Source organism: Bradyrhizobium sp. CCGUVB1N3 (assembly GCF_024199925.1).
In the GTDB taxonomy this organism is placed as follows: domain Bacteria; phylum Pseudomonadota; class Alphaproteobacteria; order Rhizobiales; family Xanthobacteraceae; genus Bradyrhizobium.
Window position 1 is genome coordinate 5,694,865 of sequence record NZ_JANADR010000001.1, and the last position, 13,572, is coordinate 5,708,436.

15 protein-coding genes and 1 tRNA gene are annotated in these 13,572 nt (G+C 65.6%); 14 read left to right on the top strand and 2 right to left on the bottom strand.

Annotated features, from left to right (window positions below):
* Window positions 1-33 precede the first annotated feature (33 nt).
* The 5 genes from NLM33_RS27155 to NLM33_RS27175 all read left to right on the top strand — a co-directional run bounded on the left by NLM33_RS27155 (window position 34) and on the right by NLM33_RS27175 (window position 3,417).
* Window positions 34-849 (top strand): alpha/beta fold hydrolase, encoded by an 816-nt coding sequence (locus tag NLM33_RS27155; protein ID WP_254100505.1) that lies wholly within the window; start codon window positions 34-36, stop codon window positions 847-849.
* Between the two features lie 13 nt (window positions 850-862).
* Window positions 863-1,411 (top strand): carboxymuconolactone decarboxylase family protein, encoded by a 549-nt coding sequence (locus NLM33_RS27160; RefSeq protein ID WP_254100507.1) that lies wholly within the window; start codon window positions 863-865, stop codon window positions 1,409-1,411.
* A 10-nt stretch (window positions 1,412-1,421) separates the two neighbouring features.
* A complete protein-coding gene (locus NLM33_RS27165) occupies window positions 1,422-2,222 on the top strand; it encodes an SDR family NAD(P)-dependent oxidoreductase (RefSeq protein ID WP_254100509.1) in 801 nt (266 codons plus the stop codon).
* 6 nt (window positions 2,223-2,228) lie between these two features.
* A complete protein-coding gene (locus NLM33_RS27170) occupies window positions 2,229-3,161 on the top strand; it encodes an amidohydrolase (protein ID WP_254100511.1) in 933 nt (310 codons plus the stop codon).
* A gap of 76 nt (window positions 3,162-3,237) precedes the next feature.
* On the top strand, window positions 3,238-3,417 hold the full coding sequence (locus NLM33_RS27175) for a hypothetical protein (RefSeq protein ID WP_254100513.1): 180 nt from the start codon (window positions 3,238-3,240) through the stop codon (window positions 3,415-3,417).
* An 82-nt stretch (window positions 3,418-3,499) separates the two neighbouring features.
* On the opposite strand, the gene NLM33_RS27180 is transcribed toward NLM33_RS27175, so the two are convergent.
* Window positions 3,500-3,576, bottom strand: a tRNA-Arg gene (locus NLM33_RS27180).
* A gap of 304 nt (window positions 3,577-3,880) precedes the next feature.
* Window positions 3,881-5,419 (bottom strand): ATP-binding protein, encoded by a 1,539-nt coding sequence (locus NLM33_RS27185; protein ID WP_371929992.1) that lies wholly within the window; start codon window positions 5,417-5,419, stop codon window positions 3,881-3,883.
* 349 nt (window positions 5,420-5,768) lie between these two features.
* Between NLM33_RS27185 and rpmH the strand changes: the two genes are divergently transcribed.
* From rpmH to dapD, 9 genes are all read left to right on the top strand, one after another.
* Complete coding sequence (gene rpmH / locus NLM33_RS27190) at window positions 5,769-5,903, top strand: 50S ribosomal protein L34 (RefSeq protein ID WP_008542748.1); 135 nt, start codon at window positions 5,769-5,771, stop codon at window positions 5,901-5,903.
* A gap of 29 nt (window positions 5,904-5,932) precedes the next feature.
* Entirely contained in the window at window positions 5,933-6,310 is a 378-nt protein-coding gene (gene rnpA, locus NLM33_RS27195; RefSeq protein WP_254100517.1) for a ribonuclease P protein component, read from the top strand.
* Window positions 6,311-6,326: 16 nt separating this feature from the next.
* Window positions 6,327-8,195, top strand: coding sequence for a membrane protein insertase YidC (gene yidC, locus NLM33_RS27200; protein WP_254100519.1), 1,869 nt, complete (start codon window positions 6,327-6,329; stop codon window positions 8,193-8,195).
* Between the two features lie 137 nt (window positions 8,196-8,332).
* Window positions 8,333-8,983 (top strand): ribosome biogenesis GTP-binding protein YihA/YsxC, encoded by a 651-nt coding sequence (gene yihA, locus NLM33_RS27205; protein ID WP_254100521.1) that lies wholly within the window; start codon window positions 8,333-8,335, stop codon window positions 8,981-8,983.
* Window positions 8,983-9,354, top strand: coding sequence for a DUF423 domain-containing protein (locus NLM33_RS27210; RefSeq protein WP_254100523.1), 372 nt, complete (start codon window positions 8,983-8,985; stop codon window positions 9,352-9,354). The genes yihA and NLM33_RS27210 overlap by 1 nt, the downstream gene beginning before the upstream one ends.
* 215 nt (window positions 9,355-9,569) lie before the next feature.
* Window positions 9,570-10,457 carry an acetylglutamate kinase gene (gene argB, locus NLM33_RS27215; protein WP_254100525.1) on the top strand — a complete coding sequence of 296 codons (888 nt, stop codon included), beginning with the start codon at window positions 9,570-9,572 and terminating at the stop codon, window positions 10,455-10,457.
* Between the two features lie 68 nt (window positions 10,458-10,525).
* A complete protein-coding gene (locus NLM33_RS27220) occupies window positions 10,526-11,512 on the top strand; it encodes a DUF1036 domain-containing protein (RefSeq protein ID WP_371930138.1) in 987 nt (328 codons plus the stop codon).
* 248 nt (window positions 11,513-11,760) lie between these two features.
* Entirely contained in the window at window positions 11,761-12,453 is a 693-nt protein-coding gene (locus tag NLM33_RS27225; protein WP_254100529.1) for a pyrimidine 5'-nucleotidase, read from the top strand.
* A 221-nt stretch (window positions 12,454-12,674) separates the two neighbouring features.
* Window positions 12,675-13,520 carry a 2,3,4,5-tetrahydropyridine-2,6-dicarboxylate N-succinyltransferase gene (gene dapD, locus NLM33_RS27230; RefSeq protein WP_254100531.1) on the top strand — a complete coding sequence of 282 codons (846 nt, stop codon included), beginning with the start codon at window positions 12,675-12,677 and terminating at the stop codon, window positions 13,518-13,520.
* Window positions 13,521-13,572 lie beyond the last annotated feature (52 nt).

The following is a 13,572-nucleotide window of genomic DNA, read 5'->3' on the forward strand; positions in this document are numbered from 1 at the left end:
ATTGTGCAAGATGCCAACTGAAACGCGTGCATCATGAACTGGATCCATCTCGACGATATCACGCTGCGTTACGAGCTGGCGGGGCAGGGCCGCGAGACCATGGTTCTGCTGCACGAACTCGGCGGCAGCCTCGAAAGCTTCGACAGCCTGACGCCGCTGCTTGGCGGAAGCCTGGATGTACTGCGCTACGATCTGCGCGGCGCCGGCCTGTCCGAGAAGCCGAGGGCTGCCTTTGCCTTCGACGATCACGTCGACGATCTCGCCGGGCTGCTCGCAGCGCTTGACATCAACGCGCCCGTTCACGTCGCCGGCGTCGCGGCGGGGGCGGCGCTCGCCGTCAGCTTCGCGCTGCGATGCCCGCAGCTTGTCCGCTCTCTAGCCCTCTGTGCGCCCGCGCTCAACGTCGACGAGGAGCGCGTGCGCTATCTTGCCCAGCGCTCCGAGCTTGTGATGCGCGACGGCATGCGCGCGGTGGCCGATGATACGCTCGATCGTTCCTATCCACCGATCGTGCGACGCGATGCTGCGGCCTATCTGAGCTATCGGGGGCGCTTCCTCGGCAACGATCCGGTCGGCTACGCCCGCAACAATCTCGCTTTCGCGCAAGTGCATCTGCTCGACCGGCTCAAGGAGCTTGCGTCCCCATGCCTGGTATTGGCGGGCGCACATGATCTGCTGCGTCCGCCGGACAAGGTCGGCGTGATCGCGCAAATGATTCCGCGCGCGGACTACGCGATCGCCGACAGCGGCCATCTGATGCCGGTGCAGGCGCCGGGCGAGATGGCCCGGCATCTCCTCGATTTTGTCGCGCCTGTCGAGGGCGGCGTTGCGCTTTCGCACGCATCGTGAATGGGACAACGTCATGCGCGTTAGGGATCTGTCACCCGATGAGATGAACGCCGACCAGCGTTCCGTCGCGGCCGAAGCCGCCGCCGGCAAGCGGGGGCGCGTGCCGGCGCCGCTGCGCGCCTGGCTGCACAGCCCCGAGCTGGGGCGCAGGGCGCAGAAGCTCGGTGAATTCATCCGCTACGACACCACGCTGCCGCCACATCTCTCCGAGCTCGCCATCCTGGTGACGGCGCGGTACTGGACCTCGCACTACGAGTGGTACGCTCACAAGCGCGAGGGGTTGAAAGCCGGCATTGATCCGGCGATCATCGCGACGATCGCCGCGCGGCGCGAGCCGGCATTCCCCGATCCCAAGGCAAAGCTCGTCCATGACTATGTGAAGACGTTGCTGGCGAAGGGCCGCGTGCCCGATCTGCTGCATGCGGCAGCGGCCTGCATGCTCGGCGAGCAGGGCGTGGTCGAGCTGGTCGGCATCGTCGGCTACTACACGCTGGTGGCGCTGACCCTCAACGCCTTCGAGATCGATCTTCCCGAGGGCGAGAGTCCGGAACTCGGTGATTGAGGAGGCGGGCATGAGCAGACGTCTCGACGGCAAGGTGGCGATTGTGACGGGCGCGGGCTGCGTTGGCCCCGGCTGGGGTAACGGCCGCGCCGCGGCCGTGCTGTTTGCGCGCGAAGGCGCCAAGGTGTTCGCTGTCGACAACAATCCCGCCAGCATGGACGAGACGCTGGAACGGGCGCGTGCGGAGGGGGGCGTCATCCTGCCCCATGCTTGCAACGTCACCGATCAAGACGCAGTAACGGCAATGGTGGCCGCGTGCATCGAGGCGTTCGGGCGCGTCGACATCCTCGTCAACAATGTCGGGGGATCGGCGCCGGGCGGTCCGGTCGAGCTGTCCGAGCAGACCTGGAACCGGCAGATCGACCATAACCTGACCAGCGTGTTTCTCGGCTGCAAGGCGGTGTTGCCGGCGATGGAGCGGCAGGGCGGCGGCGCGATCGTCAACATTGCCTCGACATCCGGCATTCGCTGGACCGGTTCGGCGCAAGTCGGATATGCCGCCGCCAAGGCCGGCGTCATCCAGTTCTCGCGCGTCGTCGCCGTGCAATATGCGGCGAAGAACATTCGCGTCAACACGGTGGTGCCGGGCCAGATGCACACCCCCATGGTGGAGGCGCGGCTCGCCGGCCAGCGCGCCGGCGGCGATGTCGAGGTCCTGCTGAAGACGCGGCTTGCGCGCATTCCGCTCGGCTTCATGGGGGACGGCCGCGATACGGCGAACGCTGCGTTGTTCCTGGCCTCGGATGAGGCGCGTTTCGTCACCGGCACCGAGATCGTCGTCGACGGCGGCATGAGTGCGCGATGCGATTGAGGTGCCATGACTGAGATCAAGACTGACTTCAAGGCTGGTGTCACGACGGACATCGAGCCCGCTGCGCCTTTGCCCCGGTCCGTCACCATGACGCCGAAGCTGCGTTTGCCGCCGCTCGCATGCGACGCGCATTGCCATGTCTTCGGCCCGTTCGATCGCTTTCCGCTGCCCTCGGATCGCAGCTTCACGCCGCCGGAAGCGCCGGAGGCGGCGCTGCGAACACTGCACGACAGCCTCGGCCTCGCACGCGCCGTCATCGTTCACAGCCAGGGGCATGGCCGTGATCATCGGCCATTGCTGGACGCACTGGCCGAGGGCCGCGGACGCTATCGCGGCGTCGCCGTGTTGACGCCGGACACCGCGCCATCCGAGATCGCGCGCTTCGATGCGGCGCGCGTCTGCGGCGTACGTTTCAACTTCCTTGCTCATCTCGGCGGTGGGCCGTCGGCCGAAGCGATGCGCGCCGTGACAGCGCTGGTGCGGCCATTCGGCTGGCATATCGCCGTGCATGTGACCGGCGCCGATCTGATCCGCTATGCCGATGCCATTGCCGCGATCGATGCGCGCGTCGTTATCGACCACATGGCGCGCCCCGATCTGGAGGCTGAGCTTGACGTTTGTCGGGCCATCCTGTTCCGCCTGCTCGATAGCGGCCGCGTCTGGGTCAAGCTCAGCGGCAGCGATCGCCTGTCGGAAGCCGGCGCGCCTTACCGGGACGTGGTGCCTTATGCGCGCAGCCTCGCTGAGCACGCGCCGGAACGTGTGCTGTGGGGCAGCGACTGGCCGCATGTGAACATCAGCGGTCCGATGCCCGACGACGCCGCGCTGGTTGACCTCATCGCCGAGATCGCGCCGTCGACGGCGCTCCGCCAGCGGCTTCTGGTCGACAATCCCATCGAGTTATTCGGCTTCGGCCCAAGCGACGACGTGGTATTATAGATCGATCCTCAACCGTTGTGAGACGCGCGGATCGCGACAGGGCGACCGTCAATGTTGATGTTTCGGAGATGCGTCCATGAGACCAGTGGTCAAGCTCGCGGTCGGCTTCGGGATCATCGCCGCAGCCTGGATACCCTATAGCTTGACGACCCGCTACGACATTCCATTTGGTGAGGCGATCATCGGCTTCGCCGGCAGCGCCGTCGGCACGGTCATGATTCTGGTCGCGCTCGTGCAGGGCCGCAGGGCGAATTAGCGAAGCGCAATCCGCCCTTCCGCAGCCAAGCGGCTGCACCCCGCGCGTACCCGCGGCTGCTTTGTCGTGAAAAATCGTGAAATGGCGCGCCCGGAACGATTCGAACGTCCGACCCTCAGATTCGTAGTCTGATGCTCTATCCAGCTGAGCTACGGGCGCGTGTTTCGCAAACAGCGAGTGCGGGCGAGGCCCGCATGCAGCCTCCGGACGGAGCCGGCGGGGGTGCGAAAGAGCGCTCTGACTAACCGCTCTTGTCCCGATTGGCAAGGTCTGGATGGGCGGTATTTGGGGCATTTCCGCACCGCCCCTACTCTGTCATTCCGGGACTCGCGAAGCGAGAACCCGGAATCTCGCGCCAAAACCTCCGGATTCCGGGTTCGGCGCGTTGCGCCGCCCCGGAATGACGAATCGGCAAGCGAGCCCCGGAATGCCGGCCCAGTCGGCCTCTGGCCGACCGCCGACCTTACGCCCTCGCCCGCTCGTTGCGGATCGAGAGGAGTTCCACGGGGCGGTCGGGGATCACGATCCGGAAGGTGGCGCCGATGGTGCCTTCGACGAGGTGAATGTCGCCGCCATGGGCACGGATGAGCTCGGCGGCGATCGCGAGCCCGAGACCACTGCCGCCCGGGCGGCCCGAGGTCTGGAACGCCTCGAACAGGTGCTCCCGGGTCTTTGCCGGCACACCGGGGCCGGTGTCGGAAACCTCGAGAATCGCGACCGCGCCCTCGCGCTTGCCGGTGATCCGGATCTGCTGCGGGCCGGTCGCGCTTGCGGCGTGGGTTTCCAGCGCCTGCGCCGCGTTGCGGACCAGGTTGAGCAGCACGCGGAACAGCTGGTCGGGGTCGGCATCGATCGACAGACCGCGCTCGATCGCGGCGACCCAGGTGATCGAGGCATCGGAGGCGAGGCCCGCGGTCTCGCGCACCTCTACCACCACCGGCTCGATCAGGATCAGGCGGCGATCCGGCGCGGCCTCCTGGGCGCGGCCGTAGGACAGGGTCGACTGACAGAATGCGATGGCGCGCTCGAGCGAGCGCACGAGCTTTGGCGCAAAGCGCTGCACCCGCGGATCGGGCACGCTGGCGAGCTGGTCGGACAACAGCTGCGCCGACGCCAGCAGGTTGCGCAAATCGTGGTTGATCTTGGAGACGGCGAGGCCAAGGGCTGCGAGCCGGCTCTTCTGATGCAGCATCGACATCAGGTCGCGCTGCATGTCCGACAGCTCGCGCTCGGCAACCCCGATCTCGTCGCCGCGCTGGCTCGGCACGATGATCCCCGCCGAACTCTCGGGGTTTTCATGGAAGCCGACCAGGCTCGCGGTCAGCCGCCGCATCGGCCGCACGAACAGGTAATGAAGCGCGAGATAGACAAGGCCCGCGGTCAGGCCCGCGATGAACAGCACGACCACCGCGACGTTGCGGGAGAAGCGGTACATCGCCTGCCGCAGCGGCAATTCGTCGGTGACGACCTCGATGAACTGCGCATTGCCGCTCGCCGGGCCGACGATGCGGATGGCCTGGTTGCCGGTCTCCAGCATCATCTGGAAGGAGCCGGTGATCGCATGCCACGCCGTCATCTCGCGCAGATCGATGTCATGCTCGATCGCGGCCGGCAGGTCGGCGCTGGCGAGCAGGCGGCGCTGCTGGCCCATCTTGATCGCCACCGCGCGCGCATTGATGCTCTTGAGGATCTGTCGCGACAGCGAGTCCGGGACCATGCCGAGCGGCGCAGCATCGAGCACCAGCGCCGCGGTGTTCGCCGCGGCGACGCGGTCGTTCAGCCGGTTGACCCAGAAATTGGCGATCGCCGGCACGTAGAGCATGCTCGCCGCGATCATCACCAGGGGGACGGTCAGCAGCAGGAGCTTGCCGGACAGGCCGAGCCGGCGCGGGGCGCGCGTACGCGCCGACGCCTCCGGGAGCCCCATGGGCTCCAGGTCCTGGCGCTCCAGATCTTGGCTCTCCAAGCCCCTTTTGGCGGGCTGAAGGTCTGTCGCTGACACGAATTTCGCCTTCGTTGGCCTCGACTTGCGGAGGATGCGGCCGGTAGCACCGGCCGGTCAAATTACGGATCGCTAATCTGCCGAGGTAGGATGTAAGCGCGGAAACGGCGAGTCGCCACCTCCACCGGCAAAAACCCCGCGGAAACAGCGATATTCGCCAATTGGACCCGCCCCGCGGCGTTGACGAAAAGGGGATGCTCGCTTATAAGCCGCGCCGAATTGTCCGCGATGACCCGGTGTGACACCGGGAGCGGCTCTTTTGGGGCCGGAAAGGGCCCGTTTGGGCCGCATCTTTCGGACGTATCCATCAATTCCAAAGGCAAATTGCCCGGTCAGCGGAGAACAACCCGTGAAGCGGACTTATCAACCCAGCAAACTGGTGCGCAAGCGCCGTCACGGCTTCCGTGCCCGCCTCGCCACCGCCGGCGGCCGCAAGGTCCTCGCCGCCCGCCGCGCCCGCGGCCGCAAGCGTCTGAGCGCCTGAGCCGGACTGGCCCTTTTTGGGATTTCATCATGGATCGGCTGAGGCAGCGGGCGGATTTCCTCGCCGTTGCCAATGGCGCGCGGGTGAACCGGCCCGCGTTCGTCCTGCAAAGCCGTCGCCGCGATGACGACGGCCCGATCCGGGTCGGCTTTACCGTTACCAAGAAAAACGGCACCGCCACCGAGCGCAATCGTATCCGGCGCAGGCTTCGCGAACTGGTGAAGCGCTGCGACCCGGTGTCGATGCACCCCCACCATGATTATGTGCTAGTCGGCCGCAGGGACGCGCTCACGCGCGACTTCGCGGTCATGCTCGACGACCTTCGCGCGGCGTTCGCCAAATCGCAGCGGCCGGCGACGCAGGGACGTGGGCAGAAGCCCGCAGCCGCGGGCCGCAAACCGGATTGATGACGAGATTGAAGAGATGACCGACAATCGCAACACCATCCTCGCCGTCATTCTGTCCGGCTTTGTGCTGATCGCCTGGCAGTATTTCTACAACGTGCCGCAGATGGAGAAGCAGCGCGCGCAGCAGCAGGCGCAGGCCGAGCTCCAAAAGAGCGCGCCGCAGCCGAGCCCGACGGCCTCGCCGCAGTCCGGAACCGCGACGACCGCACCGCAAGCCGGCGCCACGCCTGCACCGGCCGCGCCTGCTGCCACCAACCAGCCGGCCGTTGCCCGCGACACCGCGATCGCAGCCAGCCCGCGCGTGAAGATCGACACCCCGCGCCTTGCCGGCAGCATCGCGCTGAAGGGCGGCCGCATCGACGACCTCGCGCTGGTGCAGTACCGCGAGACGGTCGACCCGAGCTCGCCGCCGATCATCCTCTATTCGCCGTCCGGCACCGCGCAGCCCTATTACGCCGAGTTCGGCTGGGTGCGGGGGCCGGGCGTCTCGGCCAAGCTGCCGGACGCCTCGACAGTCTGGCAGCAGGACGGCGCGGGCAACCTGACGCCGTCGACGCCGGTGGTGCTGAAATATGATAATGGCGAGGGCCTGACCTTCCGCCGCACCATCGCGGTCGACGACCATTATCTTTTCACCATCAAGGACGAGGTGAGCAACGTCGGCAATGCGCCGGTCACGCTCTATCCTTACGCGCTGATCTCGCGCCACGGCACGCCGCAGGTCTCCGGCTACTACATCCTGCATGAAGGCCTGATCGGCTATCTCGGCGAGCATGGCTTGCAGGAATACGCCTACAAGAAGATCGACGAAGCCAAGCAGGTGAACTTCAAGGCCACCGACGGCTGGCTGGGCATCACCGACAAGTACTGGGCTTCGGCGCTCTTGCCCGACACCAACGCGCAGCTCCAGGCGCGCTTTTCGTCGGATCTCGCCAACAACATCCGGAGCTACCAGACCGACTATCTGCTCGATCCCGTCACCGTCGCGATCGGCGGCACCGCGACCGCCAATGCGCGGCTGTTTGCAGGCGCCAAGGAAGCCGGTGTCGTCGGCGTGTTCCCGTTCGCCGGGCTCGGCGGCTACAACAAGGACCTCGGCCTCAACCATTTCGATCTGTTGATCGATTGGGGCTGGTTCTACTTCATCACCAAGCCGATGTTCCTGGGGCTGGACTTCTTCTACCGCTTCTTCGGCAATTTCGGCATCTCGATCCTGCTCGTGACCGTGATCGTGAAGCTGCTGTTCTTCCCGCTGGCGAACAAGTCCTATGCCTCGATGGCGAAGATGAAGTCGATCCAGCCGCAGCTTCAGGCGCTCCGCGAGCGCTACCCCGACGACAAGGTGAAGCAGCAGCAGGAGATGATGGAGATCTACCGCAAGGAGAAGATCAATCCGGTCGCCGGCTGTCTCCCCGTGGTGATCCAGATCCCGGTGTTCTTCTCGCTCTACAAGGTGCTGTTCGTCACCATCGAGATGCGGCACGCGCATTTCATCGGCTGGATCAAGGACCTCTCGGCGCCGGATCCGACCAATCTGTTCACGCTGTTCGGACTGATCCCGTTCGATCCGACCACGCTTCCGCTGTTCGGCCACTACCTCGCGCTCGGCATCTGGCCGATCGTCATGGGCATCACGATGTGGTTCCAGATGAAGCTGAACCCGACGCCGCCGGATCCGACGCAGAAGATCATCTTCGACTGGATGCCGCTGATCTTCACCTTCATGCTGGCAGGCTTCCCCGCGGGCCTCGTGATCTACTGGGCCTGGAACAACACGCTGTCGGTGCTCCAGCAGAGCTTCATCATGCGCCGCAACGGCGTGAAGGTGGAGCTGTTCGACAACATCCGCAGCTCGTTCAAAAAAAAAGTGACTGAGGCGACGTAGCCGCAAATTCAAACCTCATCCTGAGGAGCGGCCGCAAGGCCGCGTCTCGAAGGATGGCCACGGGCACCGGGGCCTTCATGGTTCGAGACGGCGCTTGCGCGCCTCCTCACCATGAGGGACTAGCACTGGGCCGTGGCATGAGTGACGACATCGACGACAGGCTGATCGAAGCGGGGCGAAAGCTGTTCGCCCGCGACTGGCAGTTCATCTGGGCTTCGCCCACGATTCAAACGCTGCCACCGATGGAAGGGCTCGAGATCGCCTTTGCCGGGCGCTCGAACGTCGGCAAGTCGAGCCTGATCAACGCGCTGACCGGCCGCAACAGTCTCGCCCGCACCTCGCACACGCCGGGGCGGACGCAGGAGCTGATCTTCTTCGAAGTCCCGGGAAAGTCCGACCTGCGGCTGGTCGACATGCCCGGCTATGGCTATGCCAAGGCGCCGAAGACGCAGGTCGCATCCTGGACCGACCTGATCCACAAGTTCCTGCTCGGCCGCGCGTCACTGGCGCGCGTCTACGTGCTGATCGACGCGCGGCATGGCCTCAAGGAGGTCGATCTCGAAATCCTGAAGACGCTCGATCGCTCGGCCGTCAGCTACCAGATCGTGCTGACCAAGGCCGACCAGGTGAAGGCTTCGGAGCTTGCCAGCCGCATCGCCGAGACGGAAGCGGCGCTGGCAAAGCACCCGGCCGCGTTTCCGAACGTGCTCGCGACCTCCTCGCGCAGCTCAACCGGCATGGAGAGCCTGCGCGCCGCGATGGCACGGCTGCTGGAAGAGCGGGCGTGATGCCGCAAGCGTTCCGCCTGTTGATCGGGCTTGCCGGTTTGATGGGCGCCGCCGGCGTGGCGCTGGCGGCGGCTGGCGCCCACGGCGCGGAGGCAAGCCGGCTTGCCACCGCAAGCGCGATGCTGCTGTTTCACGCAACTGCCATATTGGCGACGACGGCGCTGCTCGCGCGCGGCCTTCTGCACGGCGGAATTGGCCTCATCGCCGCGTTCGGTTTCGCGATTGCGGCGACGCTGTTCGCCGGCGACCTGACGCTGCGGCAATATGCGGGGCATTCGCTGTTTCCCTACGCCGCGCCGACCGGCGGAACGCTGATGATCTTGGGCTGGCTGGCGGTGAGCGTGGCGGCGGTGGTGCCGAGCAGCAAATAGCATTCTCTTTCTTCCTTCTCCCCTTGCGGGAGAAGGTGGCGCGCGCGGCGCGCCGGATGAGGGGTCTGTCTCCGCGGATAGAGACCCCTCACCCGGCTTCGCTTCGCGAAGCCACCCTCTCCCACTAGGGGGAGAGGGCAAGAACACTTACTTTGCGCCTCGCCCGCCAATCAGATAGAACGCGGCCCGACAGTCCCGCCAGCGAGATCAGTTTCATGACCGACATCTCTCCGCTCGACCAGGCCCGCATCCTGTCCGAAGCGCTGCCGCATATGCAGCAGTACGACGAGGAAACCATCGTCATCAAATATGGCGGCCATGCCATGGGCGACGAGGAGACCGCGAAGAATTTTGCCCGCGACATCGTCCTGCTCGAGCAGACCGCCATCAACCCGGTGGTCGTGCATGGCGGCGGGCCGCAGATCGCGACCATGCTCAAGCGCCTCGGCATCGCCTCGGAGTTTGCCGCGGGCCTGCGCATCACCGATGCCGCGACCATCGAGGTCGTCGAGATGGTGCTGGCCGGCTCGGTCAACAAGCAGATCGTCGGCTACATCAATGATGCCGGCGGCAAGGCGGTGGGGCTCTGCGGCAAGGACGGCAACATGGTGAAGGCGTCCAAGACGACGCGCACCATGGTGGACCCGGATTCGCACATCGAGAAGGTGGTCGATCTCGGCTTCGTCGGCGACCCCGAAAAGGTCGACCTCACGCTCCTCAACCAATTGATCGGCTATGAGCTGATTCCGGTGCTGGCGCCGCTTGCCACATCGCATGACGGCCAAACGCTGAACGTCAACGGCGACACCTTTGCCGGCGCGATCGCGGGCGCGCTGAAAGCAAAACGCCTGCTGCTGCTCACCGACGTGCCGGGCGTGCTCGACAAGTCGAAGAAGCTTATCCCCGAGATGTCGGTCAAGGACGCGCGGAAGCTGATCGCCGACGGCACCATTTCCGGCGGCATGATCCCGAAGGTCGAGACCTGCATCTACGCGCTCGAACAGGGCGTGCAGGGCGTCGTCATCATCGACGGCAAGATGCAGCACGCGGTGCTGCTCGAGCTCTTCACCAACCAGGGCACGGGGACGCTGATCCACAAGTGACGGACGGGACGACGAGAGCGGCCGTCATGGCCGGGCAAAGGCGCCGCACCGCCCTGACCCGCTTGCTGATGACGTTGCCGGCGGCGGTCGTCTCGTTCTTCGCGTCCTCGGCCCCGGCTCTCGCCGACCTCAAGATCTGCAATCGCATGTCCTATGTCGTGGAAGCCGCGATCGGCATCGACGACAAGGCGGCGACCGCGACGCGCGGCTGGTTCAGGATCGATCCTGCCACCTGCCGCGTGGTGGTGCAGGGCACGCTGACCGCCGACCGTATCCTGCTCCACGCGCGCGCGCTCGGCGTCTATGGCGCCTCGCCGATCCCGCAGAACGGCAGCGACATGCTGTGCATCGCGCAGGAGAATTTCGTCATCGCCGCCGCGCGCCAATGCCGCAGCGGACAGACGCAAGCCGCCTTCACCCAGGTGACGCCGACGCAAGGCGACGACGGCAACCTCGTCGCCTACCTCGCCGAGGACTCGGAGTATGACGACGAGCAGGCGCGGCTCGCCGGCATTCAGCGGCTGCTGGCGATCGCCGGCTATGACGCTGGCGCGATCGACGGCGTCGACGGACCGAAGACGCAAGCAGCGCTCGCCGCCTTCCTGAAGAGCCGCGGGCTGCCGTCCGACGTCATGCAGTCGCCAAACTTCTTCAAGACCATGGTCGACGCGGTGCAGGCGCCGTCAATGAGCGGCCTGACCTGGTGCAATGACACGCCGCACAGGGTGATGGCAGCGGTCGCGACCGACGACGGCAAGTCGGTGACGAGCCGCGGCTGGTACCGCATCGATCCCGGCAAATGCCTGCACCCTGACGTCGCCGGCCAGCCGAAACAGATTTTCAGCTTTGCCGAAGCCGTCGATGCCGACAACCGCACCATCAAGCTGACGGACAAGCCGCTGAGCTGGGGCGGCGACAAGCAGCTATGCACACGCGAGACCAAGTTCGAGACCAACGAGCAGACCGATTGCGGCGCGCGAGGATTTGCGGCGGCCGGCTTTGCCGCGGTCGACATGAGCAGCGGCGGCAAGACGCTGCGCTTTGCGATGCCGTGATGTGACGTGATGATTGTTGCTGTGATGATCATCGCGCCACAAATACCGCCGTCGTCCCGGCGAAGGCCGGGACCCATAACCACAGGCAGTCGTTATGCGGCAAGATGTAACCACGATCACGCAAACGACTTCTCCCTGGGGCTATGGGTCCCGGATCTGCGCTCCGCTTCGCTGCGCTTGTCCGGGACGACAGCGCAAGGTTGGATAGCGCGTGCGCCGGTCCGGGACGACGAGCTGAGAATGTTGAGATGACCCCACCCCGCTCCTTCACCCACATCGACACCTGGGTGTTCGATCTCGACAACACGCTCTATCCGCATCACGTCAACCTGTGGCAGCAGGTCGATGCGCGGATCGGGGAGTTCGTCTGCAGCTGGCTGAACGTGACGGCTGAGGAAGCGCGGAATATCCAGAAGGACTATTACCGCCGCTTCGGCACCACCATGCGCGGCATGATGACCCTGCACGGCGTGCGCGCCGACGACTACCTCGCCTATGTCCACAAGATCGATCACTCGCCGCTGGAGCCGAACCCGGCGCTCGGCGAGGCCATCGCAAAACTTCCGGGGCGCAAGCTGATCCTGACCAACGGCTCGGTCGATCACGTCGATGCGGTGCTGTCGCGGCTCGGCCTCGCCGCGCATTTCGATGCGGTGTTCGACATCATCGCCGCCGAGTTCGAGCCGAAGCCGGCGCGGCAGACCTACCAGAAATTCCTCAGCGACCATGCGGTCGATCCGACCCGGGCGGCGATGTTCGAGGATCTCGCCCGCAACCTCACCGTTCCGCACGAGCTTGGCATGACCACGGTGCTGGTGGTGCCCGACGGCACGAAGGAAGTGATCCGCGAGGACTGGGAACTGGAAGGCCGCGACGCCGCCCATGTCGACCATGTCACGGATGACCTGGCGGGGTTTTTGGCGAGGCAGTCGACACGATAGCCGCAGTCGTCCTGGCGAAGGCCAGGACCCATAGCCCCAGGGAATGGTTGTGGCGCGAGATGGGTGGTTACCAATCTTCGCCAAACTCCTCCCTGTGGCTATGGGTCCCGGGCTCGCGCTTTGCGCGCCCCGGGACGACAGGTGAGTATGCCTTGACTCTCCGGGCCCAAATCCCGAAAAAGCCTCCCAATCCGTCACAAATCCCGCCTGAGGAAATCCCGATGTCCCTCCAAGCCCTCGAATCCACCATCAACGGCGCCTTCGACGCGCGTGACGGCATCTCGACCTCGACCAAGGGCGAGGTCCGCGAGGCCGTGGATCATGCGCTGGACATTCTGGACAAGGGCGAGGCGCGCGTCGCCGAGCGCGAGGCCGGCGGCAAGTGGAAGGTCAATCAGTGGCTGAAGAAGGCGGTGCTGCTTTCCTTCCGCCTCAACGACATGAGCGCCATTCCCGGCGGCCCCGGCAAGGCCTCGTGGTGGGACAAGGTGCCCTCGAAGTTCGACGGCTGGGGCGAGAACCGCTTTCGCGATGCCGGTTTTCGCGCGGTGCCCGGCGCGATCGTGCGCCGCTCGGCCTTCATCGCGCGCAACGTCGTTTTGATGCCCTCCTTCGTCAATCTCGGCGCCTATGTCGATGAATCCACCATGATCGACACTTGGTCGACCGTCGGCTCCTGCGCGCAGATCGGCAAGCGCGTGCACATTTCCGGCGGCGTCGGCATCGGCGGCGTGCTCGAGCCGCTCCAGGCCGAGCCCGTGATCGTCGAGGACGACTGCTTCATCGGTGCGCGCAGCGAGGTCGCCGAGGGCGTCATCGTGCGCAAGGGCGCGGTACTGGCGATGGGCGTGTTTCTGGGCGCTTCGACCAAGATCGTCGACCGCGAGACCGGCGAAGTCTTCGTCGGCGAGGTGCCGGAATATTCGGTGGTGGTGCCCGGCGCGCTACCCGGCAAGCCAATGAAGAACGGCCAGATCGGCCCGAGCACCGCCTGCGCGGTGATCATGAAGCGCGTCGACGAGCGCACGCGGTCGAAGACCAGCATCAACGAGCTGCTGCGGGACTGATCGAACCAAATCTGGTCCAAAACCGACCAAACTCCGGGCCGCGAATGATTTC